Genomic DNA, 24,701 nt, shown 5'->3' on the forward strand with positions numbered 1-24,701 from the left:
ATTTTTTGCTGATAGGTCGAAGCTACTGATTGCCCTTGAGCAGGCGGTCGGCCTTTTTGCGGACAAGGACCGAGCGCAGGTCGTGCATGGCCAGCAAAAGCGCGTCGGTGACGTCTTCCAGCTGTTCCTCGGTGGCGCGGGACTGGGCCCACTGCGTGGTGAGGTTCATGTAGTCGACGGCGCGGTGAATGTCGTCGATGTCGCGATGCGCTAGCACTTCCTGGCGTTCCTGCATCCAGTCGCGGATGACCTCTAGGTCGTCATCGGACAGGATGCGATCACCGTGCGGCTTGATCTCGCCGTTGCGGATGTTGACCACCGCGATCTGATCCATGTCGATGCGGCGCTGGCGGTTCTGCGTGTCGACGCGAAAGACCAGTGCCCCGTTTTCACGAACCCGGAAGTAATATTCAGGCAGATCAGCGGACATCCACGTTCCTCAGGTCAGTGACGCGCAGAACGCCTGGATACGTTCGCAGGCGGTTTTGAGGGCGTCGTCAGAGGTAGCGTAGCTGACGCGGAAGTTTGGCGAAAGGCCGAATGCCGCGCCGAAGACCACGGCCACCTCGGCCTCTTCCAGAAGGGCGGTGGCGAAGGCCTCGTCGTTTTCAATCTTTGTGCCGGCCGGGGTGGTCTTGCCGATCAGGCCCGCGATGGAGGGGTAGACATAGAAGGCGCCTTCGGGGTTCGGGCAGGTGATGCCGTCGATTGCCGAGAGCATGGAGACCACGAGATCGCGGCGACGTGCGAAGATCTTGGCGTTGTCGGCGAGGTAGTCCTGTTGTCCGTTCAGCGCTTCGACAGCGGCCCATTGCGAGACCGTGCAGGGGTTCGATGTCGACTGTGACTGGATCTTGCGCATGGCGGCGATCAGGTCTGCGGGACCGGCGGCATAGCCGATGCGCCAGCCGGTCATGGCATAGGCCTTGGAGACTCCGTTGCAGGTGAGGGTGCGCTCATAGAGCGCGGGTTCGACCTCGGCTGGGGTGCAGAATTCGAAATCGTCATAGGCGAGGTGTTCGTACATGTCGTCGGTCATCACCCAGACGTGCGGGTGGCGCATGAGGACGTCGGTGAGGCCCTTGAGTTCCTCACGACTGTAGCCTGCGCCCGTGGGGTTCGAGGGCGAGTTGAAGATCAGCCACTTGGTCTTGGGGGTGATCGCCGCCTCAAGTTGCTCTGGCGTCAGCTTGAAGTTGTTTTCCAGCGTTGCGGTGGCGATGACGGGTTCGCCGCCCGCCAGCAGGACCATGTCGGGGTAGGACACCCAGTAGGGCGCGGGGATCACCACTTCGTCGCCCGGGTTCAGGGTCGCGACGAGGGCGTTGTAGAGGATTTGCTTGCCGCCGGTGCCGACGCTCACCTGCTTGGGTTCATATGTCAGACCGTTCTCGCGTTCGAACTTGGCGCAGATCGCGGCCTTGAGTTCGGGAATGCCGTCAACGGCGGTGTATTTCGTCTTGCCCGCGTTGATTGCCGCGATGGCCGCATCCTTGATGTTCTGCGGCGTGTCGAAATCGGGTTCCCCTGCGCCCAGGCCGATGACGTCACGCCCGGCAGCCTTCATCTCGCCTGCCTTGGTGGTGACGGCGATGGTGGGCGAAGGTTTTACGCGGGAAAGTGTCGCGGACAGGAAAGTCATCGGGAACCTCGTTTGTATTCAATCTGTGCATGTCTTAGGGTGCCGCCGGACACCGTTCAAGCATGATCGAAGCAAAGGAGGCCACAGATGGCCGAAGATTTCACCGATGAGGACTATCACGACTATTGGTATGGCGATGATGTCGCGACCTTTGGCGATCGTCTTGCGGCTGCGCGTGACTATGCCGGGCTGAGTCAGGAGGACTTCTCGAAACGTCTTGGGGTGAAACTGTCGACGGTTCGGGGCTGGGAAGACGACCTGAATGAACCGCGCGCCAACAAGCTTCAGATGATGTCTGGCCTGTTGAATGTCTCGGTTGTCTGGTTGCTAACCGGGGAAGGCGACGGTGTTGAGGCCGCGCCGGGGGAGGAGGACCATCACGATCCCGATCTGGGTGGGCTTCTGGTGGAAATCCGTGGTATCCGGGTGCAGATGAAGAACAACCTCGACCAGCTGGCCCGGTTGGAAAAGAAGCTGCGCCTGAAAGTGAAAGAAGCCAATACCGATGACTGAGACCCGCGAGAACCGCCTGAAACGCATGAAGATGCGCTCGATGCGCCGGGGCATCAAGGAGATGGACATCATCCTTGAACGTTATGCAGACGACAACCTCGCGCAGATGGATGATGCCGCACTTGATCTTTACGATGCGCTTTTGCACGAAAACGATCAGGACCTGTACCAGTGGGTCACGGGCCAGGCGGCGGCGCCAGAGCAGTTTGCAGCCCTGATCAAGGATATCTCTCAGGCCATCAGCGGCGCCGAGTAATTCGCATTTTAGGCGTTAACCGGACGATTTAACCGATTATTGGGCATTCTGCCCCAGTCTCCGACAGCGATACGGAATGTCGGAGACTAAGAATGAGCATTCATGCCCCCCTCGAGCAGAGAACAGACGCGGGCTTCATGACCTGCTACCTGGACGCGCTTGCCCTTGTGGAACGTCTGCATCGGTTGCTGCTGGATGTCATAAAGGATGAATTCGAACGCGTCGGGGTTCTTGAGGTGAACGCGGTTCAGGCGCTTTTGTTGTTCAACATTGGCGATAACGAGGTGACGGCGGGCGAGCTGAAATCGCGTGGTTATTATCAGGGCAGCAACGTCAGCTATAACCTGAAGAAGCTGGTCGAGATGGGGTATATGCACCACCAGCGGTGCGAGATTGACCGACGCTCTGTAAGGGTGCGGCTTACCCAGAAAGGCAGGATGATCCGGGATGTTGTTTCTGCTCTGTTCGAACGCCATGCCGACGGTTTGCAGTCGCGGGGCGTGATTGAGGCGCAGGGGATTGAGGACATAACGTTTTCCCTGCGGCGGGTGGAACGCTACTGGACCGACCAGATCCGTTATATCTATTGATCGAGGACAGCCAGCGACAGGCCCTGAATTTCGCGCAGCAGTTTGCGGCGCATTGCTTCGTGGAAATCGTTGAAACCCAAGGCGGTTTCGACAAAGGCGTCTGGCCCGCGCAGGACGTTGGCGCGGTAGTAAGACACCAGCTCGCCAAGTTCCGGTGTGACGCTGGCGCGGGCTTCTCCCACCACCAGACCGTTGATGGTAAGCCAGTCGGGCGTGGCAACGCCTTGGGGCAGGGGGCCGGTGTTGGATTTGCCATCGCCGGAAATGTCGAGGGTGCGTTTGGCGCAGGCTGACTGGGTCGCCAGAAGATCCGCCCCGTACTGCATGGCCGCGCCGAGGGCGGTTGAGGGATCGGCCTTGCGGCGGGTGGTTTCGCGCAGGCTTTTGGTGATGGAGGTGAGGGTGGCAAGATCGCTGACCTCGGTCCAGTCCACGAGCAGGCGGCGATTGAACATGCGCGGCCCGCTCCATTCATAGATGGCAATGCGCACGGGCCAGCGCGGGGTCGAAAGCAGCACGTCCTGCACGTCGGGGGCCAGCAGCGCCGAGGCGAGGCCATCGAGCTGGAGCCGGTATTCCGCCGAATCGACCGAGCCCGAGACATCCAGCCCGAGGGCAAGCGCCTGTCGGCAGTTGGCCGAAGCCCCACCCGCAAATGCGGAAAGGGCGGCGGTGATGAGCAGGAGTGCACGCACCGGGCTTACCAGTGGCCAGTGCTTTCCATGCTGGACCAGGGTTCTGCCGGTGCCAGAGCCTCGCCCTGTTGCAAGAGCTCGATCGAGATATTGTCTGGCGAGCGCACGAAAGCCATGCGGCCATCGCGCGGGGGGCGGTTGATGGTCACGCCGTTGTCCATCAGGTGCTGGCAGACCTCGTAAATGTTGCCAACTTCATAGGCAAGGTGGCCGAAGTGGCGGGAATCGCTTGGCAATTCATCGTCACCGTCCCAGTTGTAGGTGAGCTCTACCGGGCACTCCTCCTGGCCCTCGGGGGCCATGAAGATCAGGGTAAAGCGTCCGTCTTCGTTGTCCCAGCGGCGCGTTTCCTTGAGGCCGAGCAGTTCATAGAAGGCCATCGATTTTTCCAGATCCTTCACGCGGACCATAGTGTGCAGGTATTTCAGGTGCATGTGGTGTTTCCCCTTCGCTTGTTGAGGGAGATGTAATCACCGCATCCTGACATTTCCAAGGCAAAGTGATTGTCAGGATCAACTTTGAGGCTTGGAGCCGCGCAAGAGACCTCGTAAACAGGAAGAAACACAACACCTAGCGGGGGAAGAGGGACGTGCAGCAATATCATGATGCTCTCAAGACAATCCTGGAACAGGGCGAAGAGTCGAGCGATCGCACGGGAACGGGCACGATTTCCTATTTCGGGATGCAGCAGCGGTATTCCCTTGCCGATGGTTTTCCGCTGGTGACCACCAAGAAACTCCACCTGCGTTCGATCATTCACGAGCTTTTGTGGTTCCTCGCGGGGGACACCAATATCGGCTATCTCAAGGACAACGGTGTTTCGATCTGGGATGAATGGGCGGATGAGAACGGCGATCTTGGGCCGGTCTATGGCCATCAATGGCGCCATTTCCCCAAGCTGATCGGCGCGGGCGAGGATGGCGAAGGTCGGCCCCTGTTTCACGCCGGGGAAGTAGACCAGATCGCAGACCTCGTGCGCATGATCCAGACATCCCCCGACAGCCGCCGCCTGATCGTGTCGGCCTGGAACCCCGCGGATGTGCCGGACATGGCGCTGCCGCCGTGCCACACCCTGTGGCAGGTGCGGATCGTTGGCAAGAAGATGCACCTTCAGCTGTACCAGCGTTCGGCGGACATGTTCCTTGGGGTGCCGTTCAACATCGCCTCCTATACGCTTTTGTTGATGATGCTGGCGCATGTGACAGGATACGAGGCGGGGGATTTCGTGCATACGATTGGTGATGCGCATATCTATTCCAACCACCTTGAGCAGGTGAACACACAGCTGGCGCGGACGCCAAAGACGCTGCCGCAGGTCAGGATCAATCGTCAGGTTGAGTCGCTCTTCGATTTCAAATACGAGGATTTCGACGTTCTGAACTATGATCCCGATCCGGCGATTTCGGCACCAGTGGCGGTATAACCTTATGATTACATTGATTGTTGCCCGTGATCGCAATGGTGCGATCGGCAAAGACAACGATATCCCGTGGCGCGTGCGCGAAGACCTTGCGTTCTTTCAACGCGAGACCAGCGGTGGTGCGGTCATCATGGGGCGGAACACGTGGGACAGCCTGCCGTTCAAGCCGTTGAAAAACCGTCTGAACATCGTGGTGTCGCGGCAGGAAGGCATTGCCGAACACCGGGTGGAAAGCATCGAGGCGGCCATCGCGCTGGCCGAGGCGGAGGGCTACCGGCGGATCTATGGCATGGGCGGAGAGCGGATTTACGCGGCGCTTTTGCCACTGGCCAATCGCCTGCTCGTGACCGAGGTCGAGCTTGAGGTGGAGGGCGCGGACACGCATTTTCCGGAATTTCAAGACGCGGACTGGCGGCGTGTCGGGACCTATGAAATTCGTGCCGAGGGGCCGCGCTGCATCGCGCATGAGTACCTGCGGCGCTAGGGGAGGCGCGGAAACACATCGTTTCCGTTGTGGAAATTGACCTGTTCGACGCCAATCCGTAGGATTCCCCTATTCACGTGAACATGTTCCTCAATGGGAAGGATTCCCAATGCGTAAAGTTTTGAAACTTGCAGTCGTTGCGTCGATTGCTGCGGTCCCGGCCTATGCTCAGACCTGGAGCAGCAATGCTCCGAAGATCGGGCCGGTCAACCAGCCTGAAGGCATTTTGATTCAGCCTTATAATGCCTCGGCCAACTATTGTCCGACGGGCGCTCAGCCGATTGTGCTTGGTGGGGTGATTTGCTGTGGCACGCCCAATACCAGCGAGTCCTACAGTGCGCCAGCACAGACACGCCGGTATTACTCGCACGGCATGAGCTGCCCAGCGGGTGTCAAAGGGTGTAGCTGAGGGAAGGAATGGGGCGACGTTCAGGCGCCCCGTCCTGCATCCGGCTTAGAGAGCCTTGAGGTCGCCGGCCATTTGGCGGCCGTCGCGGCCTTCAATCAATTCGAAAGCAATCTTTTGATTGTCGGCAAGGCCGGTCATACCGGACCGTTCAACTGCCGAAATATGCACGAAAACGTCTTTGCCCCCATCGTCAGGTGCAATGAACCCATAGCCTTTAGTCGTATTAAACCATTTTACGGTGCCGCTTGGCATACCGCTTCTCCTTCTATTGTCTTCAATTCCGCCGGCCAAACCGCACCAGCGGACGCACCCCCCGAAGCCCGCAAATGTCGATTGAAAACGAGCAGCTGAATAAATGCTAAACAAAGGATTGCACGGGTTTTGTAAAAAGCAAGCAAAACAGCATTGAATTTTTGCTCTGAATTTGGATGAAGTGGTCACAAATTAGGGAGCGTGCAATGAAGATTTATGGTCTGAAGAACTGTGATACCTGCCGTAAGGCTTTGAAATCCCTTGAGGGTGCCGTGCTGGTTGATGTTCGCGCCGAGGGGGTTCCGGCTGACGTCATGAAAAAGGCGTTTGCGGAATTCGAGGGCGCTTTGGTGAATACACGGTCAACAACATGGCGTGGTCTGGACGAGGCAGAGCGCGCGCGACCGGCGCTGGAGCTGTTGGCGGATCACCCGGCGTTGATGAAACGCCCACTGATCGAAAAAGACGGGCAGCTCTATCTGGGATGGGGAAAAGACGTGCAATCTTCCCTTTGTTGATCTGGGCAGGGCACATATGTCCTGAACAGGCATAGCAAAGGAAAACACATGCGCAACGCAGCACTCACCCTTGGGATCATTGCGGGCATCGTCGGGATGTTCATTGGCTTTTTCACCTGGGGCTACACCGATCTGATCGAACGGTTCGGCGAGGTCGATGACCTTTTCGAGCAGGTGGACAATGTGCAGCTTGTGCGGGCTGGTGGGCTGTTGTCACCGTTGCTGGCGATTGCCGGTGGCGCGATGGCGCGGTCGCGGGCCCTTTGGGGCGGGATCCTTTTGATCCTGTCCGCAGGCGGCATGTATGCCGCCTTTGGGTTTAACGTTTTTACAATGTTCCCGATCAGCTTTGCCGCGCTTGGGGGCGTTCTGGCCCTTGCCGCGGGCAAACCTGACGAGCCGAAATCACATTTCTGATTTCTGACGGGGCGCGAGGAGGCGATCGAGAGACAGCGGACCCGCGCCCTTGATCACGATGACGAGCAGGGTGAACACCCAGAATGCCCGTTGGTCGAGGATGGCGGCGTTCGAGATATTGTCAAACCACGCGCCAAGGGTTTCGGGGTGTTCGATACCGCCATGGCCGTAGAGATCGGTCAGCGATTGCACGACGATAAAGCCGATCATGCCAAGCGCGGCGACACGCGACAGCAGGCCGACAACGATGAGGGCAGGCAGGATGAACTCTGCCCATGTGCCCGCGGTCACGACCGCCCAGTGAAAGATTGACAGTTGCGAGGTGTCATAGGTGACGGCCTCAAGCGCCTTGGGGAAGATCTGGGCATAGCCGCCGACGGAGGGGGCAAAGATGCCCATGATGCCGTCACCAAGTTTGGTAACGCCGGAGTTCCAGAAGTAGAACAGCAGGACGGCGGCAAAGGTAAAACGTGCCAGGGTCGGGGCGAGCCAATCGGCGCGCTCAATACGGGAGAAAATGGAATTGTGAAGCGAAATCAGAGTGTTCATGGTGTTTCCTCACAAAGTTGCAGTGGTGAGTGCCTGCTCGGTCAGCAATAGGGTGAGACAGGCGCCGAGGTCGAACTCGGCAGAGTGAGTGGTTGCATCTTCCGCGGCTTCGCCGAGGGTTTTCCCATTCTGGAGGGCGCGGATGAAAACCGCGGCTCCGGGACCGAGCAGATGCGGCTCGGGATCAAATTCAACGCGGGTGATCAGGATCTCCTGGGCCACGGGGCGGGGCTTGGGTGCGCCGTCGCGCATGTTGAAAGCCCAGATGTCATAGATCGGCCAGGGCGAGGCCAGCAGTTCGACCGAGGGCGCGAGCGTCAGGCGCACATCGGCAAGCTGGTCTTCGGGAAACTGTGCCAGCGCATCGCCGGCGATCGGTGTGGCGTCTTCTGCATGGTAGGAGCGGCGCAGGGCCTGTTCCATGGCGGCGACATCACCAAGATAGCCGAGGTGTGCGAGCGGTTCGAAGCCGCGCAGGAAATCGGGGAAAGCCGCCCCATAGTGCATCATCAGCGGGCTGCTGGGCGGGGACTGGCGCAGGAAGACACCGGCGATGGCCTTGAAGTTCTCGTTTCCCAACAGTTTCGCAATGGCAGGGAAGGCCGTCTCGAGCGCCTCGGTCAGCGAGACTGCGACGTTGTTGCGGTAGACGCTGAATCGGCGGCCTGCGGGGCGGCCCTGATCATCAACCAGCCCTTCGGGCATGGGAAGATCGGCGTCCAGAAGGGCGCTGCGGAAATCGGTCTGGGAGACGGTCATGCCGGCACCTTGGCAAGGGCGGCGGCGGCGCGTCCGGCCTCGGATTCCAGTTCCGGCCAATCGGGGACGTCGTTGTCCCATTCGATCAGGATCGGGCGCGGGCCTGCGATTTCGAGGGTGTGATCAAGAAGCGCCCAGACCGGATCAACCACCGGTTTGCCGTGGCTGTCGATCAGGAGAGGCGCGCCGTGGTCGTCTTCGTCTTCATCGTGGCCGCCGAGATGGATTTCGCCCACCTTTTCAAGCGGGTAGGCAGCGATATAGTCGCGCGGATCGTATTTCAGGTTGGTGGCCGAGACGAAGACGTTGTTCACGTCAAGCAGCAGGCCACAGCCGGTGCGTTTGCTGACTTCGCGCAGGAAGTCGGGCTCGCTCCAGGTGCTTTCGGCAAAGGCGAGATAGCTGGAGGGGTTTTCCAGCATCATCTGGCGGTTGATGGTCTCTTGCAGCTCGTCGATGTGGTCGCAAACGCGGGTCAGCGTGTCATCGGTGTAGGGCAGGGGCAGGAGATCGTTGAGAAAGGCGCTCTCGTGCGAGGACCAGGCGAGGTGTTCGGAGAACACGGTCGGGTTCAGCCAGTCGACGAGGTGCTTGAGGCGGGCAAGGTGTTCCGGATCAAGGCGACCTTCACCGCCGATCGACAGGCCAACACCGTGTACGGAAATCGGAAAACGTTCGGCCATGTGACGCATCTGGGCGTGCGGGCGGCCACCGGCACCCATGTAGTTCTCGGCGTGGATTTCGAGCCAGCCGACGCTACCGGGATTTTCGATAATGTCTTGGAAATGTTGCGGTTTGTAACCGACACCCGGCAGGTTGGGCAATTCCGGTGAGGGAGTGGGTGCATCAAACATGGGTGTCATTCCGTCTTTTTTTGTTGGGGCTGAACGCCCTTTGTGGAAAAGCCCCGGCGCGGGGATGCTGTGCCGGGGCTTCCTGTTGGCTTACGAAGCCGGGAGGTCACGCTCCAGAGCTTCCAGCGAACCCATGCGGGCCGAGCCGTCTGCCATTGCCGGCAGATCGATGCTGGTGCAGGTGCCTTTGTCGACCAGGGTCCAGGCGTTGCCTTGGTAGTCTACGGTCGAGGTGCCTGCGCAGGTGGTGCCGGGGCCGGCGGCGCAGTCGTTCTTGCCTGCCATCGAAACGCCGTAGCACTTTTCTTTTTCAGCAGCGTTGGCCGCGGTGTGGGTGGTGGCGGTCAGGGCTGCTGCAACGGCGCTGGCGACTGCGAGGGTCTTGATGGTCTTCGACATGGTTCTCTCTTCCCTTTGGTAGGTTGTGAATTCGGGCCACCGTGTTCGGCGACATGAGAAAAACCTAAGCCCTAGACCCCCTGACGTACCAATCACGGGGGCGTGTATCACGGCCCCGTGAGGCCGGTTGATGGTGTCGTGAAGATTCCAGTGCTGGAATCGGGGAAATGTTTCGAAAATGAAAGGGGCGCGCCCGGTTTCCCGTGGCGCGCCCCCGCAATTGTTGCAAAGCCGGTTATGCCAGATCGGGCGGTGTTGCCTCTTGTGACAGTTGGCTCACGATTTCGTCCAAAGTCTGGACTTTGCTTTGCTTTTCCCCAAGGCGGCGGGTCGAGACGGTGCGTTCTTCCACTTCTTTCTTGCCGATGGCGAGAATGACCGGAACCTTGCTGACCGAGTGCTCGCGGACCTTGTAGTTGATCTTTTCGTTGCGCAGATCGGCCTCGGCGCGTACGCCAACGGCTTTGAGGGCCTCGACCACTTCCAGGCAATAGTCATCTGCATCGGACACGATGGCCGCCACAACGACCTGGCGCGGGGCCAGCCAGAACGGCAGCTTGCCAGAGTGTTCTTCGATCAGGATGCCGATGAACCGCTCGAACGACCCAAGGCAGGCGCGGTGCAACATGACCGGGCGGTGTTTCTCGCCATCTGCGCCGATGTAGCTCGCATCAAGACGTTCGGGCAGAACAAAGTCGACCTGGAAGGTGCCGCACTGCCAGACACGGCCAATGGCGTCGGTCAGGCTGAATTCCAGCTTGGGACCATAGAAGGCGCCTTCGCCGGGGTTCATTTCCGGTTCGATGCCTGCCGCGCGGGTGGCTTCGAGAAGGGCGGTTTCTGCCTTGTCCCAGACTTCATCGCTGCCGGCGCGTTTTTCAGGACGGTCAGAGAACAGGATGCGGAACTCTTCGAAACCGAGGTCTTTATAGACAGCCGACAGGAAGCGGATGAACTCGGCGCATTCGGCACCGATCTGTTCCTCGGTCGAGAAAATGTGCGCATCGTCCTGCGTGAAGCCACGAACACGCATGATGCCGTGCAGTGCGCCTGAAGGTTCGTAGCGGGCACAAGAGCCGAATTCGGCCATGCGCAGGGGCAGGTCGCGGTAGGATTTCAGGCCCTGTTTGAAAATCTCGACGTGACAGGGGCAGTTCATCGGCTTGAGGGCGTTGACGGCCTTTTCGCGTGCGTGTTCCTCGTCAACTTCGACGATGAACATGTTTTCCTGATACTTGTCCCAGTGGCCGGAGGCCTCCCAGAGCTTGCGATCCACGACCTGCGGGGTGTTCACCTCGACATAACCACCGCGTTTCTGAGCGCGGCGCATGTAGTCCTGAAGCATCGTGTAGATGGTCCATCCGTTCGGGTGCCAGAAGATCTGGCCCGGTGCTTCGGGTTGCAGGTGGAACAGGCTCATTTCGCGGCCAAGGCGACGGTGGTCGCGTTTCTCGGCCTCTTCGAGCATGTGCAGGTGCGCCTTGAGGTCTTCCTTGTTCTTGAAGGCCACGCCGTAGATGCGTTGCAGCATGGCGCGGTCGCTGTCGCCGCGCCAATAGGCACCGGCGACGCTCATCAGTTTGAAGGCGTCTGCCGGGATCTGGCCGGTGTGCTGTAGGTGCGGGCCGCGGCAGAGATCCTGCCAGTGGCCGTGCCAGTACATGCGCAGCGGTTCGTTGCCCGGAATGGCATCGATCAGCTCGACCTTGTAGGGCTCGTTGTTGGCTTCGTAGAATTTCACTGCGCGGTCACGATCCCAGACCTCGGTGGTGACGGGATCGCGGCGGTTGATGATTTCCTTCATCTTCTTTTCGATGTCGCCCAGATCTTCGGGGGTGAAGGGCTCTTCGCGATCGAAGTCATAGTACCAGCCGTTTTCGATGACCGGACCGATGGTGACTTTGACATCGGGCCAGAGTTCCTGAACGGCGCGGGCCATGACGTGCGCGCAATCGTGGCGGATCAGCTCGAGCGCTTCGGCGTCATTGTCCTTCATGGTGTTGATCGCGATGGAGGCATCGGCATCGATCGGCCACTGGAGATCCCAGTGTTTGCCATCGACCGTTGCAGAGATCGCTTTCTTGCCAAGGGAGGTGGAAATGGATGCTGCCACTTCGGCAGGGGTGATGCCGCTCTGGTAAGAACGTGCATTGCCATCGGGGAAAGTCAGGGAAATATCGGCCATCAGCCTCAAGCTCCTCGTCAGTTTGGCGCCCACGGAACGCCCGGTTGCGGGTATATGGTTCGGGCGCGTTTTGCGCCTTTGGCTGTGGCAAGTCAAGTGGTCACTTGGCGAGGGGGCATGCACCGGAGGAAATGTGGTTTGTGTGCCGATGTATGCAAAGATAGTTTCTAAGGCGTTGAAAAGGTGAGGTAATATTTTTTGGAGATCAGGCCGGACTGTTGCAGGATAGTCGGCTGGGTATGGATGGATGCAGCGCAATCAGGAGACCGAACACATGGCCGAATACAATCCGAATTTCGAACTGACCATTGATGATATTGATCTTATTGAAAGCGCATTGCGGCAGACCAAGGAAGCCTATTCGCAACAGCACATTGAATTGTTTGACGAGGCAGGCACGCCGAACGAGGAGGCGATCCAGCTGGATGAGACCATGAAGCAGATTCAGGATCTGTTGGGGCGCATTCATAATCAGAAGGTTTTCTTCCGCCCGCGGGAAGAGGTGTATATCGGCGGGTAACGCCTCTTGCGGCGTCGAAGGCTTGCGGGTCTATTGGGGCAAAGCCAACAAGACCACGCGAGGGAGCGCAATGGGGCAGACCGCATTTCTTGAAACAGACAAGGGCCGCAGGCTGGCCTATCACAAGACCGAGGGCGCAGGGCCGACGGTCGTGTTCCTTGGCGGGCTAAAGTCCGACATGGAAGGGACCAAGGCCGTCCACCTTGAGGCCTGGGCCAAGGCGCGGGGGCAGGCGTTTCTGCGGTTTGACTATTCCGGCCATGGCGAGAGTTCCGGGACGTTCGAAGAAGGATGTATCGGGGATTGGCACGAAGACACGCTGGCCGCGGTTGCGGCGTTGACCGATGGCCCGCTTGTCGTAGTGGGGTCATCGATGGGTGGCTGGCAGGCGCTTTTGCTGGCGCGGGCGGTGCCGGAGCGGATTGCCGGTATGGTGACAATCGCGGCAGCGCCGGACTTTACCGAAGATGGCTATTGGGCGAACTTTACTGACGCGCAGAAGGCTGACCTTGAAAGCGTCGGGCATGTTGAATTGCCGTCGGACTATATGGAGCCCTACATCATCACCAAGCGGATGATCGAAGACGGGCGTGCGCAACTGGTTCTGCGGGCGCCTCTCGCGCTCGATTTTCCGGTGCGTTTTCTTCAGGGAACGGCCGATACGGCGGTCTCGACCGAGACGGCGGTTCGCCTGTTGGAACATGTCTCTGGTGACGATATTCGCCTGACTTTGGTGAAGGATGCGGATCACCGGTTCTCGGATGGTGATTGTCTTAATCTGATAGAAAAGACGGTTCAGAAGGTGATTGAACGATCAGTAGTTGACTAATGCGAACATTTGGGCGTTTTCTGGGGCGGGTTCTTCTTGCGCTGGTCGTTCTGGGGCTCGGGGCCTGGTTTCTTGTCCCGCGCGAGCATATTTCGGTGGTGCCGACCTTTGATGAGACGTCGATCGGACCTGATGTGGATACCTACCTCGCATCACGGGAGATGCCCTTTAGCGATCTGACCGCAGGTGTGCAGAAACGCGTGGTCTGGCATGGCGCGGCGGGCGATGTGACGCCGGTATCCATTGTTTATGTGCATGGGTTTTCTGCAACCTCCGAAGAAATCCGTCCTGTTCCTGATCGCGTGGCGGAACGTCTGGGCGCGAACCTTGTCTATACGCGGCTGCAAGGGCATGGGCGGCCCGGTGCCGCATTGGCAGAGGCCACGGCGCAGGGCTGGATGAATGACTTTGCGGAGGCTGTCGAGATCGGGCGGCGTGTCGGTGAGCGGGTCGTCGTGATGGCAACCTCTACCGGCGGGACGCTGGCGGCGGAAGCGGCGCTTCAGGATGCGCTCATGGAGGATGTGGCGGGGATCATTTTCGTGTCGCCGAACTTCGCCATTGGTGATCCGGCTGCTGCGGTGCTGACAATGCCGGGGGCACGTGACGTCGCCGGTGCATGGGGCGCACCGGCCGAGGTGAGTTCCGTCACTGTCGGAGCCGGTGATGACCCAAATGCCCATGTGATCGCGGGGGACATCATGTCACCCGGAATGAACGATCTTTCGATTGAGGGATTCATTATTTGGATTAATGGCTTGTGAGGCGAAGTTAAAGTGATGATGGAGCAGCGTGTCAGCCTGATTACCCTTGCGGTTCGTGATCTGGAACGATCTGCCGCCTTTTACGAGGTCCTTGGATGGACGCGGGTTCAAAGCCCCGATGGGGTGATTGCGTTTGACCTGCTTGGCCAGACGCTTGGGCTTTATCCGCGTGAGGATCTGGCAGACGAGTTGGGAATCCCCGTCGATGCCATTGGCGGTTTCTCGGGGGTGACGCTGGCGCATAACGTGCGCAACAAGGAGGATGTTGCCCCTCTGATTGAGCGCGCCATCGAGGCCGGAGGGCGGCCCCTGAAAACGGCACAGGATGTGTTCTGGGGCGGGTTTCACGGCTATTTTGCTGATCCCGACGGGCACGTTTGGGAGATCGCCTGGAACCCGTTTTCGCCGCTATCTGTTGCAGGTGCGTTTCGGTGGAACGGTTACGAGGGTGAATGAGCGCCCTGTCTGTTGATCTTTACACGTCCTGTGGCACACTGATCTTGCAGCCGCCAGAAGCTGTGATGTGAGAGGGACGAGTAGACATGCAGGAACCATTGGTTCTGCTTCCGGGCATGATGTGTGACGCGCGGGTGTTTGGCCCGCAGATTGCCGAGCTTTCTTCCGAGTTTGTTGTCACCTGTGCACCGATTACACAGGGTGACCGGATCGAAGAGATTGCCGCGGGGCTTTTACCGCTCTTGCCAGAAAAATTTGCCCTAGCTGGGTTGAGCATGGGCGGCATCGTCGCGATGGAGATTTTGCGCCGTGCACCGGATCGGGTGTCACGTGTGGCGTTGATGGATACCAATCCGCTTGCCGAGACACCGCAGAGTTCGACAGCTTACGAACCGATGATCGTGGGCGCACGGGCAGGGCGGTTGGACCAGGTGATGCGTGATTTCATGCGGCCCGAGTTCCTTGCGCCCGGGCCAGACCGTGAAGCGATCCTGGAGATGGTGGTGGATATGGGCGTCTATCTCGGGCCTGATATCTTCATCCAGCAGGTGCGTGCCTTGCAGCGGCGCCTTGACCAGCAGCGGACCCTGCGCACGACGAAAGTTCCCGCGTTGGTGATGTGTGGCGAGCACGACGGGCTGACACCGGTGAAGCGTCACACTTTCATGGCGGATCTCATTCCCTATGCGGAATTGAAGATTATCGAGGGGGCAGGGCACTTGCCGACGCTTGAGCAGCCTGCGGCAACGACAGCTGCGTTGCGAGAATGGATGCGGCAACCCTACGTTCTGCAATAAAAAAGGGGCCGCTGGGGCCCCTTTGAAACGTTGTTTCGTGCGGTTTACGCTGCCGCGTTCTTGTTGGCAGGTTTCTTGGACGCGGCTTTCTTGGGCGCTGCCGAGTTGGCGTCGATAAAGTCGAGAACCAGCGGACGAATGTTGTTGCGCCAGCTTTTGCCTGCGAAAATACCGTAGTGGCCTGCACCCGGTTCAACATGGCTAGCCTTCTTGTCGTCCGACAGGCCGGTGCAGAGATCAAGCGCGGCAACGCATTGGCCCGGTGCGGTAATGTCGTCCTTGGCACCTTCGACGGTTTTCACGGCCACTGTGGTGATCTTGCCGATATCGACCTTACGTCCAGCAACGACGAACTCGTTGTTGCCGATTTCGGCGTTTTTGAAGATGCGTTCAACCGTCGAAAGGTAGAATTCGGCCGGCATGTCCATGACGGCGAGGTATTCATCATAGAAACGGTTGTGGGCGTCGTGATCGGAGGCTTCGTCGCGGACCACGCGCATGATCTGGTCGCGGAACGCCTTGGAGTGGCGATCAGAGTTCATCGACATGAACGACGCGAGTTGCAGGAGGCCCGGATAGACCTTGCGGCCGACGCCGGGGTATTTGAAGCCGACGCGCTGGATCATCATTTCCTCGAGTTGGCCCATGGTGACACGGTGGCCAAAGTCGGTGACGTCGGTCGCGGCGGCGTTCGGATCGATCGGGCCGCCGATCAAGGTCAGCGAGCGCGGTTGTGCCTTGGGGTCTTCCTCGGCCAGATAGGCAGTTGCAGCAAGGGTCAGCGGGGCGGGCTGGCACACGGCGATCACGTGGGTGTCGGGGCCAAGCTCTTTCATGAAGTCGACGAGATAGAGGGTGTAGTCCTCGATGTCGAATTTGCCTTCGGAGACAGGAATGTCACGCGCGTTATGCCAATCGGTCACGTAGACTTCACAATTGACGATCAGGCTTTTGACCGTAGAGCGCAGCAGGGTGGCATAGTGGCCGGACATCGGGGCAACCAGAAGGATCTTGCGCGGCTGTTCTTCGCGGCCGGCGACATTGAAGTGGATCAGATCGCCGAAGGGGCGCTCGACCACGGTTTCGATGTTGACGAGGTGATCCTTGCCGTCTTCGCAGGTGAAAGTGCGAATACCCCAGTCAGGCTTGACCACCATGCGTTGGAATGTGCGCTCGGTCACTTCGCCCCATGCGGCCATCCATTGCAACCCAGGGTTAGGCATCCAGGAGAAGATAGGGTAGGATGCCATAGCGAGAGCAGATGCCCCCATCCATTGGTTCGTGTTACGGATGGTTTCCATCATGTCGTACGTGGCCATATAGCGCATTGGCGTCTCCTATCTGCCCCGAGCTATACTGCGGGGATAAGTTGCCCGGTTGGGAAGGGCGTGTGTCATGCTGCGTAGCAGCGAGAATAGGGCTAATTTTTGAATATGACAACTAAAGAGAATGCCGCAGGCGCGAATCTCGAACAAATGAACGAGAACCTCGCCCGTGTTGAAGAGCTTTCAAAGCGCCTTGTCGACGTTATGACCCACCGCAAACCGCTGCGCCGGGACCTCAATGCGCCGGACGAAGAAGTTTTTGTTGGGGCCGCCAACGCTTATATGCAGGCGATGGTGCAGAATCCTGGCAAGATGATTGAGCATCAACTCGAGTTCTGGACAAAGTCGGTGAAGCACTTTGTCGATGCGCAGCACATGTTGCTTCAGGGGCGACTAGAAGCCGCAGAAGACGAGACCCCAACTGATCGTCGTTTCTCCAACCCGCTCTGGCAGACACATCCCTACTTCAATTTCATCAAGCAGCAGTACATGCGCAATGCCGAAGCGATCCGCAACGCGGTGGCCGATGTTGAGGGCGTCGAAGGCAAGGATCGCCAGCGTCTCGAGTATTTCTCGCAGCAGATCATCGATATGATGTCGCCGACCAACTTCCTTGGCATGAACCCGGATGTTCTGGAGAAGGCCATCGAGACTGAAGGGGCATCGCTTGTCAAAGGGCTTGAGAACCTGATTTCGGATCTGGAAGCAAACAATGGCGAACTTGTTGTCCGTCTGGCCGATGAAGAAGCGTTCGAGATCGGTGGTAATATTGCGACCATGCCGGGTAAGGTTGTGTTCCGCAACCGCATGTTCGAATTGATCCAGTATACGCCGACCACGGAAACCGTGCATGAAGTGCCGCTGATTATCTTCCCGCCCTGGATCAACAAGTATTACATTCTGGATCTCAAAGAGCAAAACAGCATGATCAAATGGGCGGTGGACCAGGGCTACACCGTTTTCATCGTCAGCTGGATCAACCCGGACCGGTCCTATTCCGATGTAGGGATGGACGACTATATCGAGGACGGCTTCCTGACAGCGATCAGTGAGGTGAAGAAACTTACAAAGCAGAAGCAGGTCAACGCTGTTGGCTATTGCATTGCGGGGACGACCCTGCACCTGACGCTGGCGCTCATGAAGAAGCGCGGAGACAAATCGGTCAAGTCGGCCACCTTCTTTACCACGCTGACGGACTTTGTTGATCAGGGGGAGTTCACGCCGTTCCTGCAGGACGACTTTATCGATGGTATTGATGACGAGATTGATGACGAAGGCATTCTGCGTTCGTTCATCATGCAACGGACCTTTTCCTTCCTGCGATCCAATGACCTTATCTACGGTCCGGCCATCAAGAGCTACATGATGGGAGAGGCACCGCCGGCGTTTGATCTCTTGTATTGGAATGGTGATGGATCGGGTCTGCCGGGTAAAATGGCGCATCAGTATCTGCGTCGCTTGTGTCAGGCAAACGAGTTCGTGAAAGACGGTGTCAACTTTTGCGGTGAGACACTGCACATTTCGGATGTCGATATTCCGATTTGCTCGGTGACTTGCGAGACCGACCACATTGCGCGGTGGAAAGATTGCTACCAGGGGTTCCAGCAAACCAAGAGCCGTTCGAAAACCTTCATCGTGTCCGAGTCCGGCCATATCGCCGGTATCGTGAACCCGCCGTCGAAAAAGAAGTACGGCCACTACACGAACAAGGATGTGAAGGGATCGGCGGATGAGTGGATGGAAGGTGCGGAGTTCCACGAGGGATCGTGGTGGCCGCGCTGGGACACCTGGCTGTCATCGCGGTCTGGTAAGCAAATTCCGGCACGCGAACCGGGTGATTCGGATCACCCCGCCTTGTGTGATGCGCCCGGCACCTATGTTCGTGTTCTCGCAACACGCTGATTTCATGAGATAAACCATCTTTTTCTGCATTGCAGCAAGAAAAATCTTGAAATGCTGCGATGCAGAAAGCATATTGTTTGCAGATGCAGAAACGAGGGAACGGCCCTCACATCTCAAAAGGATTGAAAAGATGGCTAAGACTCAAGACATGACCGCAATGCTGAAAGACATGATGGGCGCATTCCCGGTAGACACCGCTGCCCTGGAAGACGCATTCAAGAACACCGCCTCGCTGAACGAAAAGCTGGCTGGCGTTGCTCTGGAAGCTGCAGAAAAATCGTCGGAAATCTCGTCGAAGTGGACCAAAGACACCCTGTCGAAACTGGCAGACATGTCGAAAGCCAAAGCCGAGCCGGCCGACTATGCAAAAGCAATGACCGATTTCGCTTCGGCTCAAGCTGAAGTTGCTGCCGAGAACATGGCTGCCTTCGCTGAAGTTGCGAAAAAAGTTCAAATGGAAACCGTTGAACTGATGATGGCTGCTGGCAAAGACGCAACCGAAGAAGCTCAGGCTGCTGTCAAAAAAGCAACCGACGAAGTTACCGCGGCTGCCAAGAAGGCAACCTCGAAGTAAGTTCTAGCGATACTACCGGCACCAATTCCTCCCTGTAGGTGCCGATCGCGAGGGCGGGCCATTGGCCCGCCCCTTTCTTTTTGTTTCCTTTTTCTTCTGCACTCGCATAAGCTTTTCTGCAGCGCGCAAAAAAGATTTCTGGGAGAGGCCCGTGGCTGACGACAAAAAACCACTTCTGATCAAACGCTATGCGAGCCGTCGGCTCTATAACACCGAGACCAGCGACTATGTTACGCTTGAAGACATCGCGGGGTTCATTCGGGATGGGCGCGAGGTTCAGATCGTTGACCTCAAGACTGGCGATGACCTGACCCGCCAATACCTGTTGCAAATCATTGCCGAGCACGAGAGCCGCGGTGAGAACGTGCTGCCGGTGAGCGTATTGAACGATCTCGTGCGCAGCTATACCACCCAGGCGACCAGCGTGGTCCCGCAGTTCCTTCAAGCATCTTTCGAGATGCTGCGGGAAGGGCAGGAAAAGATGATGGAAAGCATGGGCGGCGGCATGAAGATGCCCGGCCTGGAAGCGATGCAGGCGCAGCAGGAAGCTTTCATGAAAGCCATGACTGGCGGCCTTGGCAACTGGGGCGCGGGCAGCACCACCCCGGAAGAGCCCAAGGAAGAAGAGGGCGAGGATCTCGACGATATAAAGAAGCAGCTTTCCGAGTTGCAGGATAAGCTCAACAAGCTGAGCTGATACGAAAAAGCCCCGGAGATGTCTCCGGGGCTTTTCATTTGTATCGGGCTGCAGGATCAGGTGCCGTAGGCGGGAACCTGGCCCATTACGTCTTCTGCGGCACCGGTCAGGGCGCTGGCAATCACGTCGAGTTCGTCCTTCTTGAGGCGCGCGGGCAGGCGCACGTCGCAGGCGCTCATCAGCATCGCGCGGGTTTGCGGCAGGTCCGGAGTTTCGCGCATGAACTGCCAGTTCCAGAAGGCGCGGGCGTTGTCGGTGGACTGGCCAAAGACCTGCACCTTGACGCCGCGGGCGTTGGCTGCAGCCTGGAACGACAGGATCTGGTCGGTGTCCATGCCAACGAGGTTGAACTGGATCGAATCCGGCGCGCGATCTTCCGGCGCAAGCTTTTCGGGAACCTTGAGCCATGGCGAGGCATTCAGGGCGGCGGCGACATAGTCGTGATTTGCACGGCCGTCGCGGACGCGGCGCGGCACTTCATCAAGCTGCGGGCGGATGATGGCCGCCGAGAGATTGGACAGGCGCAGGTTGTAGAGCGGCAGCTTGTTCTGCCAACGGGCAAAGGCGGCGTCGAGATCGTCGGTGTTGTCGCCCTCGGGCGATTTGTGCTTTTGCCAGTTGTGTTCATAGGCGCCGGACATGATGACCGCGCGGGCCACCAGATCGGCATCGTCGGTGATCAGGATACCGCCTTCGCCGGCGTTCACCAGCTTGTAGGACTGGAACGAGAAACAGCCGACCCGGCCAATGGTGCCGATGTTGCGGCCATGCCATGTGGTGCCGAGAGAGTGGGCGGCGTCTTCGACAACCGGGATGCCGCGGGCGTCACAGAGCGCCATGATCGCGTCCATATCCGAGGTGTGGCCGCGCATGTGGCTGATGATGACGGCCGAGATGCTCTGGTCGAGACGCTTTTCGAAGTCTGCGATGTCGATCCGGTAGTTTTCGCCCACTTCGCAGAGGACGGGTACGCAATCGGCGTGGATCACCGAAGAGGGTACGGCGGCGAAAGTGAAACCGGGGATCAGGACACGCGCGTCGCGCGGCAGGCCGAGGGCCTTGAGCGACAGGAACAGGGCTGCCGAACAGGACGAGACGGCGAGGGCGTATTTGGAGCCCATCATCTTGGCGAATTCCGCTTCGAGCAGCGCAACGGGGGCGTCTTTCGGAGCGGTGTAGCGGAACAGATCACCCGTTTGCAGGAGGCGCTCGATCTCGGCACGGGCCGCTTCGGGGATCGGCTCGGCGTCGTAAACATTCGGCGGCAGGGTCATGATTTTCACTTTTCTTATACTCAACTTTGGAAAATCTAAAACAATGACGTTTTCAAATCCAGTTGTTTCCTTTGTTCGGGTGTGAATTTTCAATGACAAAAGGCCCGCGCTATGGCGGGTCTTTGCCGAAAAGTTGGGGGATTTAGATGCCGAGACGGTCGCGGAGGGCGAACCACGTCATCGCCAGCACAAGAAGGGGTGTTCTGAAACCGCCGCCGCCGGGGAAGGTTGGGGCGGGCACACGTGCCATCGTGTCAAAGCCTTCGCTATGGCCTGCAATGGCCATGGCGACAAGCTGGCCTGCATGTGTCGCGGTGCCAACGCCGTGGCCCGAATAGCCTGAGGCCGAGAGGATATTGGGGGCGAGGCGGGCAAAGTAGGGCATGCGCTTCATCGTGATGCCGAGGGTGCCGCCCCAGGCATAGTCGATCTCGATGTTGGCAAGCTGCGGGTAGATTTCCGTCATCGGTTTGCGGACCACGCCGGCGATGTCAGACGGGAAACGGTAGCCATAGCTTTCGCCGCCGCCGAATAGGAGGCGGTTGTCGTGGCTGAGGCGGAAGTAGTTTATCACGAACTTGGTGTCAGCCACCGCAACGTCACGGCGCAGTACGGTTTGCAGCTCATCGTCGCTTAGCGGGCGGGTGGCAGCGATGAAGTTGTTGATGGGCATGACGCGGGCAGCGACATTGTTGTTGAGACTGCCGAGATAGCCGTTGCATGCCAGCACGATATGATCGCAGGTCACGCGGCCCCGATCCGTCTGGACCACCGGTTTGCTGCCTTCCTGAATGTTGTGGACGTGCGTGTTTTCGAAGATGCGAACGCCTGCCTTGTCTGCGGCGCGGGCCAGACCGATGGCATAGGCGAGGGGGTGCAGGTGTCCGGCGCCCATGTCGAGAGAGCCGCCGATGTATTTCGGCGAGGGGCAGATCTCGTGCAGTTGGTCCTTGTCGAGCGCTGCGATCTGGTCATAGCCGTAGGTTTCACGAAGGTGATCCACATAGGCGTGTTCGTGTTTCACCTCGGACGGGTGCAGACAGCCATGGGCAATGCCGGGTTTGAGGTGGCACTGTATGTCGTGTTTGGCGATGAGGGCCTTGGTGAGGTCTTTTGCGTCTTCGGCGAGGTCCCAGAGCTTGCGGGCGTCATCAAGACCCATCAGCTTTTCGAGGCCGTCCTGCTCCATTCGCTGACCAGAGCCCAGCTGGCCGCCGTTGCGCCCCGAAGCACCGAAGCCAACGCGGTGGGCATCCAGCAGCACAACATCATAGCCGCGTTCGGCGAGGTGCAGGGCGGTTGAAAGCCCCGTGTAGCCCGCGCCGACGACGCAGACATCGGCCTTGGCCTCGCCGCGCAATTCGGGGAATGGGGCGAGGTGATCGGTGGTGGCGGCGTACCAGCTTTGCGGATAGTGGCCACGCTTGTCGTTGGAATAGAGCAGATTCATGGTGTCCCTCTCATCAGGTGGGTCAGACCGGGGAAGGGGACGGGCGCGTGGCGCGCCCGGTCCGGTTCAGACGTTGAGAAGAAGGTGTTCGCGTTCCCAGGGGCTGATCACGCCAAGGAATTCTTCGTACTCGGAGCGTTTGACGATGGAATAGACGCGGGCGAATTCCGGTCCGAGAACATCGTGCAGGTCTTTTGCCTCGTCGAAGATGTCGAGCGCGGCCCCCAGTTCGCGGGGGATGTCTTCTTCGCCTTCGTAGGCATCGCCCTTGTACTGTGCCTCGGGGCGTTTCTTTTCCATCAGGCCAAGATAGCCACAGGCCAGTGAGGCCGCGATGCCGAGGTAGGGGTTGCAGTCCATGCCGGCGAGGCGGTTCTCGATGCGACGGGCCTGTGGCGACGAGATCGGAATGCGGATGCCGGTGGTGCGGTTGTCGCGGCCCCATTCGAGGTTGATCGGAGCGGCGTGGTCGCGCACGTAGCGGCGATAGCTGTTCACGTAGGGGGCCATCACGGCAATCGCGGCGGGCATGTGGTTTTGAAGGCCGGCGATGAAGTGGAAGAAGGCATCGGTGTCGCCATCCTGCGGGCCGACAAAGATGTTCTGTCCGCTTTCAATGTCGATGATCGAGTGGTGGATGTGCATCGCGCTGCCGGGTTCCTCGCCGATCGGCTTGGCCATGAAGGTGGCATAGCAATCGTGGCGCAGGGCGGCCTCGCGGATCAGGCGTTTGAAGTAGAATACCTGATCGGCCAGTTCGACGGGATCGCCGTGCAGCAGGTTGATTTCAAGCTGGCCAGCGCCGCCTTCCTGCGTGATGCCGTCGATTTCGAAGCCCTGTGCCTCGGCAAAGTCGTAGATGTCGTCGATCACCGGGCCGAACTCGTCAACCGCGGTCATCGAATAGGCCTGACGTGCGGCGGCGGGGCGGCCGGAGCGACCCATCATCGGTTCGATCTTCTTGGCGGGGTCGATATTGCGGGCCACGAGATAAAATTCCATCTCGGGGGCGACCACCGGTTCCCAGCCCTGCGCACGGTAGAGTTCCACCACGCGTTTCAGCACGTTGCGGGGGCTGTAGGGGATCGGAGAGCCATCAAGATCATAGGCATCGTGGATCACCTGAAGCGTCCAGTCTCCTGTCCATGGGGCGGCGCTGGTGGTGTTCCAGTCCGGGCGCAGAACCATGTCTTTTTCGATGAACCCGTCTTCGCCGGCGGCTTCGCCCCAGCCACCGGTGATGGTCTGGAAGAAGATCGAATCCGGCAGGTGAAAGTGCGACTGGCGGGCAAATTTCGTGGCCGGGACAGCTTTGCCGCGGGCAATGCCGGGCAAATCGCCGATGATGCACTCGACCTCGTCAAGGCGTTTGCCGTTGATGTATTCCTGTGCCGCTTCGGGTGTGTTGATCAGCCATTCGGCCTGTGTGTTCTGAGTGGCCATTATGCACGCTCCCGGCGGAAGAAATCCGCCATCTGGTCGGCGAAAGTGTCGTTCGCCGTGGCTTTGTCGAGGTTGTCCAGTGCCGCATCCAAGAGATCGTCGGGCACGACGCCACGTCCACGGGTGTTGGCGAGGCCCTCGATCATAGGGGCATCAAACTCGGGGTGGGGCTGGATGGTCAGGGCGCGGTCGCCGTAGAGAAGGACCGCGTTCTCGCAGAAGTCGTTCGAGGCCAGAACGATTGCACCTTCGGGGCGTTCGACCACCTGATCCTGGTGCCAGGCGTTGAAGGACATCTCGATGCCGTTGAAATCATAGGTCTGTCGACCGATGGCCCAGCCGCCAGCAAACTTCTCGACCTTGCCGCCAAGGGCCTGGGCGATGATCTGGTGGCCGAAACACACGCCGATCAGCGGGCGCCCTTCGGTTACGATGGCGCGGATCAGGTCTTCGAGCGGTGGAATCCAGTCGTGGTCTTCATAGGCACCGTGTTTCGACCCGGTGATGAGCCAGCCGTCAGCCGCCTCGACCCCTTCGGGGAATTCATTGTCGACGACGTTGTAGACGTCGTATTCGAACCCCTGTCCGTGCAGGAGGTCCTGGAACATGTCAGAATAGTCCCCGAGCACAGGTTGCAGCTCGTCCGGGGCGTGTCCGGTTTGGAGAATGCCGATTTTCATGTGTCACCGATTTTTTTGATCAAATTTAGCGTAGCCGAGCCAAGACGT

At 58.9% G+C, this 24,701-nt stretch carries 30 protein-coding genes; 15 read left to right on the forward strand and 15 right to left on the reverse strand.

The window, feature by feature from the left end:
• Positions 1 to 22: 22 nt before the first annotated feature.
• Positions 23 to 430, reverse strand: a complete 408-nt coding sequence (locus tag NNA36_RS07670; RefSeq protein WP_255105955.1) for a hypothetical protein — start codon at positions 428 to 430, stop codon at positions 23 to 25.
• Between the two features lie 9 nt (positions 431 to 439).
• The gene (locus tag NNA36_RS07675) at positions 440 to 1,642 is read right to left on the reverse strand and encodes a pyridoxal phosphate-dependent aminotransferase (RefSeq protein ID WP_255105958.1); all 1,203 of its coding nucleotides are present in this window, start codon (positions 1,640 to 1,642) and stop codon (positions 440 to 442) included.
• 87 nt (positions 1,643 to 1,729) lie between these two features.
• Here NNA36_RS07675 and NNA36_RS07680 point away from each other — a divergent pair, with 87 nt between their 5' ends.
• The 3 genes from NNA36_RS07680 to NNA36_RS07690 all read left to right on the forward strand — a co-directional run bounded on the left by NNA36_RS07680 (position 1,730) and on the right by NNA36_RS07690 (position 3,001).
• The gene (locus tag NNA36_RS07680; RefSeq protein ID WP_255105961.1) at positions 1,730 to 2,155 is read left to right on the forward strand and encodes a helix-turn-helix transcriptional regulator; all 426 of its coding nucleotides are present in this window, start codon (positions 1,730 to 1,732) and stop codon (positions 2,153 to 2,155) included.
• Positions 2,148 to 2,411: a succinate dehydrogenase assembly factor 2 gene (locus NNA36_RS07685; RefSeq protein ID WP_255105964.1), complete on the forward strand. Its 264-nt coding sequence runs from the start codon at positions 2,148 to 2,150 to the stop codon at positions 2,409 to 2,411. Before NNA36_RS07680 ends, NNA36_RS07685 begins: the two co-directional genes overlap by 8 nt.
• Positions 2,412 to 2,503: 92 nt before the next feature.
• Positions 2,504 to 3,001 carry a MarR family winged helix-turn-helix transcriptional regulator gene (locus tag NNA36_RS07690; protein WP_255105967.1) on the forward strand — a complete coding sequence of 166 codons (498 nt, stop codon included), beginning with the start codon at positions 2,504 to 2,506 and terminating at the stop codon, positions 2,999 to 3,001.
• Here NNA36_RS07690 and NNA36_RS07695 read toward each other — a convergent pair.
• Together NNA36_RS07695 and NNA36_RS07700 are read right to left on the reverse strand one after the other, a co-directional pair.
• On the reverse strand, positions 2,995 to 3,696 hold the full coding sequence (locus tag NNA36_RS07695; RefSeq protein ID WP_255105969.1) for a DUF1194 domain-containing protein: 702 nt from the start codon (positions 3,694 to 3,696) through the stop codon (positions 2,995 to 2,997). The two genes, NNA36_RS07690 and NNA36_RS07695, sit on opposite strands and share 7 nt — an antisense overlap.
• Positions 3,697 to 3,701: 5 nt before the next feature.
• The gene (locus NNA36_RS07700) at positions 3,702 to 4,130 is read right to left on the reverse strand and encodes a VOC family protein (protein ID WP_255105971.1); all 429 of its coding nucleotides are present in this window, start codon (positions 4,128 to 4,130) and stop codon (positions 3,702 to 3,704) included.
• Between the two features lie 155 nt (positions 4,131 to 4,285).
• Here NNA36_RS07700 and NNA36_RS07705 point away from each other — a divergent pair, with 155 nt between their 5' ends.
• Positions 4,286 to 5,119, forward strand: coding sequence for a thymidylate synthase (locus NNA36_RS07705; RefSeq protein WP_255105973.1), 834 nt, complete (start codon positions 4,286 to 4,288; stop codon positions 5,117 to 5,119).
• Positions 5,120 to 5,123: 4 nt separating this feature from the next.
• Positions 5,124 to 5,600, forward strand: coding sequence for a dihydrofolate reductase (locus NNA36_RS07710; protein WP_255105975.1), 477 nt, complete (start codon positions 5,124 to 5,126; stop codon positions 5,598 to 5,600).
• Positions 5,601 to 6,054: 454 nt separating this feature from the next.
• On the opposite strand, the gene NNA36_RS07715 is transcribed toward NNA36_RS07710, so the two are convergent.
• Positions 6,055 to 6,261: a cold-shock protein gene (locus tag NNA36_RS07715; RefSeq protein ID WP_255105976.1), complete on the reverse strand. Its 207-nt coding sequence runs from the start codon at positions 6,259 to 6,261 to the stop codon at positions 6,055 to 6,057.
• 206 nt (positions 6,262 to 6,467) lie between these two features.
• On the opposite strand from NNA36_RS07715, the gene NNA36_RS07720 reads away from it, so the two are divergent.
• Together NNA36_RS07720 and NNA36_RS07725 are read left to right on the forward strand one after the other, a co-directional pair.
• Positions 6,468 to 6,779 carry an ArsC/Spx/MgsR family protein gene (locus NNA36_RS07720; protein ID WP_255105977.1) on the forward strand — a complete coding sequence of 104 codons (312 nt, stop codon included), beginning with the start codon at positions 6,468 to 6,470 and terminating at the stop codon, positions 6,777 to 6,779.
• Between the two features lie 48 nt (positions 6,780 to 6,827).
• Positions 6,828 to 7,196, forward strand: coding sequence for a hypothetical protein (locus NNA36_RS07725; RefSeq protein ID WP_255105979.1), 369 nt, complete (start codon positions 6,828 to 6,830; stop codon positions 7,194 to 7,196).
• On the opposite strand, the gene NNA36_RS07730 is transcribed toward NNA36_RS07725, so the two are convergent.
• The 5 genes from NNA36_RS07730 to thrS all read right to left on the reverse strand — a co-directional run bounded on the left by NNA36_RS07730 (position 7,185) and on the right by thrS (position 11,942).
• Positions 7,185 to 7,745: a DoxX family protein gene (locus tag NNA36_RS07730; RefSeq protein WP_255105982.1), complete on the reverse strand. Its 561-nt coding sequence runs from the start codon at positions 7,743 to 7,745 to the stop codon at positions 7,185 to 7,187. The genes NNA36_RS07725 and NNA36_RS07730 overlap by 12 nt on opposite strands.
• A 9-nt stretch (positions 7,746 to 7,754) precedes the next feature.
• The gene (locus tag NNA36_RS07735; protein WP_255105984.1) at positions 7,755 to 8,504 is read right to left on the reverse strand and encodes a DNA-binding domain-containing protein; all 750 of its coding nucleotides are present in this window, start codon (positions 8,502 to 8,504) and stop codon (positions 7,755 to 7,757) included.
• Positions 8,501 to 9,358, reverse strand: coding sequence for a DUF692 family multinuclear iron-containing protein (locus NNA36_RS07740; RefSeq protein ID WP_255105986.1), 858 nt, complete (start codon positions 9,356 to 9,358; stop codon positions 8,501 to 8,503). The genes NNA36_RS07735 and NNA36_RS07740 overlap by 4 nt, the downstream gene beginning before the upstream one ends.
• A 90-nt stretch (positions 9,359 to 9,448) precedes the next feature.
• Positions 9,449 to 9,757: a DUF2282 domain-containing protein gene (locus NNA36_RS07745; RefSeq protein ID WP_255105988.1), complete on the reverse strand. Its 309-nt coding sequence runs from the start codon at positions 9,755 to 9,757 to the stop codon at positions 9,449 to 9,451.
• Positions 9,758 to 9,992: 235 nt separating this feature from the next.
• Positions 9,993 to 11,942 carry a threonine--tRNA ligase gene (gene thrS, locus NNA36_RS07750; RefSeq protein ID WP_255105990.1) on the reverse strand — a complete coding sequence of 650 codons (1,950 nt, stop codon included), beginning with the start codon at positions 11,940 to 11,942 and terminating at the stop codon, positions 9,993 to 9,995.
• Positions 11,943 to 12,189: 247 nt separating this feature from the next.
• On the opposite strand from thrS, the gene NNA36_RS07755 reads away from it, so the two are divergent.
• The 5 genes from NNA36_RS07755 to NNA36_RS07775 all read left to right on the forward strand — a co-directional run bounded on the left by NNA36_RS07755 (position 12,190) and on the right by NNA36_RS07775 (position 15,308).
• A complete protein-coding gene (locus tag NNA36_RS07755; RefSeq protein WP_255105992.1) occupies positions 12,190 to 12,462 on the forward strand; it encodes a hypothetical protein in 273 nt (90 codons plus the stop codon).
• Between the two features lie 70 nt (positions 12,463 to 12,532).
• On the forward strand, positions 12,533 to 13,291 hold the full coding sequence (locus tag NNA36_RS07760; protein WP_255105994.1) for a carboxylesterase: 759 nt from the start codon (positions 12,533 to 12,535) through the stop codon (positions 13,289 to 13,291).
• Complete coding sequence (locus NNA36_RS07765) at positions 13,291 to 14,055, forward strand: carboxylesterase (protein WP_255105996.1); 765 nt, start codon at positions 13,291 to 13,293, stop codon at positions 14,053 to 14,055. Before NNA36_RS07760 ends, NNA36_RS07765 begins: the two co-directional genes overlap by 1 nt.
• An 18-nt stretch (positions 14,056 to 14,073) precedes the next feature.
• On the forward strand, positions 14,074 to 14,511 hold the full coding sequence (locus NNA36_RS07770; protein WP_255106830.1) for a VOC family protein: 438 nt from the start codon (positions 14,074 to 14,076) through the stop codon (positions 14,509 to 14,511).
• 86 nt (positions 14,512 to 14,597) lie between these two features.
• Complete coding sequence (locus NNA36_RS07775; protein ID WP_255105998.1) at positions 14,598 to 15,308, forward strand: alpha/beta fold hydrolase; 711 nt, start codon at positions 14,598 to 14,600, stop codon at positions 15,306 to 15,308.
• A 44-nt stretch (positions 15,309 to 15,352) separates the two neighbouring features.
• On the opposite strand, the gene phaZ is transcribed toward NNA36_RS07775, so the two are convergent.
• Positions 15,353 to 16,636: a polyhydroxyalkanoate depolymerase gene (gene phaZ, locus NNA36_RS07780; protein WP_255106000.1), complete on the reverse strand. Its 1,284-nt coding sequence runs from the start codon at positions 16,634 to 16,636 to the stop codon at positions 15,353 to 15,355.
• 105 nt (positions 16,637 to 16,741) lie between these two features.
• Here phaZ and NNA36_RS07785 point away from each other — a divergent pair, with 105 nt between their 5' ends.
• From NNA36_RS07785 to phaR, 3 genes are all read left to right on the forward strand, one after another.
• On the forward strand, positions 16,742 to 18,535 hold the full coding sequence (locus tag NNA36_RS07785) for an alpha/beta hydrolase (RefSeq protein WP_255106002.1): 1,794 nt from the start codon (positions 16,742 to 16,744) through the stop codon (positions 18,533 to 18,535).
• A gap of 130 nt (positions 18,536 to 18,665) precedes the next feature.
• Positions 18,666 to 19,109, forward strand: a complete 444-nt coding sequence (locus tag NNA36_RS07790; RefSeq protein WP_255106831.1) for a phasin, PhaP — start codon at positions 18,666 to 18,668, stop codon at positions 19,107 to 19,109.
• A 151-nt stretch (positions 19,110 to 19,260) separates the two neighbouring features.
• Entirely contained in the window at positions 19,261 to 19,806 is a 546-nt protein-coding gene (gene phaR, locus NNA36_RS07795) for a polyhydroxyalkanoate synthesis repressor PhaR (RefSeq protein WP_255106005.1), read from the forward strand.
• A 56-nt stretch (positions 19,807 to 19,862) separates the two neighbouring features.
• On the opposite strand, the gene NNA36_RS07800 is transcribed toward phaR, so the two are convergent.
• From NNA36_RS07800 to NNA36_RS07815, 4 genes are all read right to left on the reverse strand, one after another.
• Complete coding sequence (locus NNA36_RS07800; RefSeq protein ID WP_255106008.1) at positions 19,863 to 21,080, reverse strand: DegT/DnrJ/EryC1/StrS aminotransferase family protein; 1,218 nt, start codon at positions 21,078 to 21,080, stop codon at positions 19,863 to 19,865.
• Between the two features lie 142 nt (positions 21,081 to 21,222).
• Positions 21,223 to 22,530: an FAD-binding oxidoreductase gene (locus tag NNA36_RS07805; protein WP_255106010.1), complete on the reverse strand. Its 1,308-nt coding sequence runs from the start codon at positions 22,528 to 22,530 to the stop codon at positions 21,223 to 21,225.
• Positions 22,531 to 22,596: 66 nt separating this feature from the next.
• Complete coding sequence (locus tag NNA36_RS07810; protein WP_255106012.1) at positions 22,597 to 23,973, reverse strand: glutamine synthetase family protein; 1,377 nt, start codon at positions 23,971 to 23,973, stop codon at positions 22,597 to 22,599.
• A complete protein-coding gene (locus tag NNA36_RS07815; protein ID WP_255106014.1) occupies positions 23,973 to 24,653 on the reverse strand; it encodes a type 1 glutamine amidotransferase in 681 nt (226 codons plus the stop codon). The genes NNA36_RS07810 and NNA36_RS07815 overlap by 1 nt, the downstream gene beginning before the upstream one ends.
• Positions 24,654 to 24,701 lie beyond the last annotated feature (48 nt).

Origin of the sequence: Shimia sp. CNT1-13L.2 (genome assembly GCF_024331145.1) — a bacterium.
Classification (GTDB): domain Bacteria; phylum Pseudomonadota; class Alphaproteobacteria; order Rhodobacterales; family Rhodobacteraceae; genus Shimia.

Coding starts and splice junctions, on each gene's coding strand:
- NNA36_RS07690 (WP_255105967.1), top strand. CDS start 2,504: ATGAGCATTCATGCCCCCCTCGAGCAGAGAACAGACGCGGGCTTCATG.
- NNA36_RS07810 (WP_255106012.1), bottom strand. CDS start 23,973: ATGGCCACTCAGAACACACAGGCCGAATGGCTGATCAACACACCCGAA.
- NNA36_RS07670 (WP_255105955.1), bottom strand. CDS start 430: ATGTCCGCTGATCTGCCTGAATATTACTTCCGGGTTCGTGAAAACGGG.
- NNA36_RS07680 (WP_255105961.1), top strand. CDS start 1,730: ATGGCCGAAGATTTCACCGATGAGGACTATCACGACTATTGGTATGGC.
- thrS (WP_255105990.1), bottom strand. CDS start 11,942: ATGGCCGATATTTCCCTGACTTTCCCCGATGGCAATGCACGTTCTTAC.
- NNA36_RS07700 (WP_255105971.1), bottom strand. CDS start 4,130: ATGCACCTGAAATACCTGCACACTATGGTCCGCGTGAAGGATCTGGAA.
- NNA36_RS07745 (WP_255105988.1), bottom strand. CDS start 9,757: ATGTCGAAGACCATCAAGACCCTCGCAGTCGCCAGCGCCGTTGCAGCA.
- NNA36_RS07805 (WP_255106010.1), bottom strand. CDS start 22,530: ATGAATCTGCTCTATTCCAACGACAAGCGTGGCCACTATCCGCAAAGC.
- NNA36_RS07785 (WP_255106002.1), top strand. CDS start 16,742: ATGACAACTAAAGAGAATGCCGCAGGCGCGAATCTCGAACAAATGAAC.
- NNA36_RS07730 (WP_255105982.1), bottom strand. CDS start 7,745: ATGAACACTCTGATTTCGCTTCACAATTCCATTTTCTCCCGTATTGAG.
- NNA36_RS07675 (WP_255105958.1), bottom strand. CDS start 1,642: ATGACTTTCCTGTCCGCGACACTTTCCCGCGTAAAACCTTCGCCCACC.
- NNA36_RS07760 (WP_255105994.1), top strand. CDS start 12,533: ATGGGGCAGACCGCATTTCTTGAAACAGACAAGGGCCGCAGGCTGGCC.
- NNA36_RS07715 (WP_255105976.1), bottom strand. CDS start 6,261: ATGCCAAGCGGCACCGTAAAATGGTTTAATACGACTAAAGGCTATGGG.
- NNA36_RS07755 (WP_255105992.1), top strand. CDS start 12,190: ATGCAGCGCAATCAGGAGACCGAACACATGGCCGAATACAATCCGAAT.
- NNA36_RS07720 (WP_255105977.1), top strand. CDS start 6,468: ATGAAGATTTATGGTCTGAAGAACTGTGATACCTGCCGTAAGGCTTTG.
- NNA36_RS07735 (WP_255105984.1), bottom strand. CDS start 8,504: ATGACCGTCTCCCAGACCGATTTCCGCAGCGCCCTTCTGGACGCCGAT.
- NNA36_RS07770 (WP_255106830.1), top strand. CDS start 14,074: ATGGAGCAGCGTGTCAGCCTGATTACCCTTGCGGTTCGTGATCTGGAA.
- NNA36_RS07710 (WP_255105975.1), top strand. CDS start 5,124: ATGATTACATTGATTGTTGCCCGTGATCGCAATGGTGCGATCGGCAAA.
- NNA36_RS07815 (WP_255106014.1), bottom strand. CDS start 24,653: ATGAAAATCGGCATTCTCCAAACCGGACACGCCCCGGACGAGCTGCAA.
- NNA36_RS07775 (WP_255105998.1), top strand. CDS start 14,598: ATGCAGGAACCATTGGTTCTGCTTCCGGGCATGATGTGTGACGCGCGG.
- NNA36_RS07765 (WP_255105996.1), top strand. CDS start 13,291: ATGCGAACATTTGGGCGTTTTCTGGGGCGGGTTCTTCTTGCGCTGGTC.
- NNA36_RS07800 (WP_255106008.1), bottom strand. CDS start 21,080: ATGACCCTGCCGCCGAATGTTTACGACGCCGAGCCGATCCCCGAAGCG.
- NNA36_RS07725 (WP_255105979.1), top strand. CDS start 6,828: ATGCGCAACGCAGCACTCACCCTTGGGATCATTGCGGGCATCGTCGGG.
- NNA36_RS07740 (WP_255105986.1), bottom strand. CDS start 9,358: ATGTTTGATGCACCCACTCCCTCACCGGAATTGCCCAACCTGCCGGGT.
- NNA36_RS07790 (WP_255106831.1), top strand. CDS start 18,666: ATGGCTAAGACTCAAGACATGACCGCAATGCTGAAAGACATGATGGGC.
- phaZ (WP_255106000.1), bottom strand. CDS start 16,636: ATGCGCTATATGGCCACGTACGACATGATGGAAACCATCCGTAACACG.
- NNA36_RS07685 (WP_255105964.1), top strand. CDS start 2,148: ATGACTGAGACCCGCGAGAACCGCCTGAAACGCATGAAGATGCGCTCG.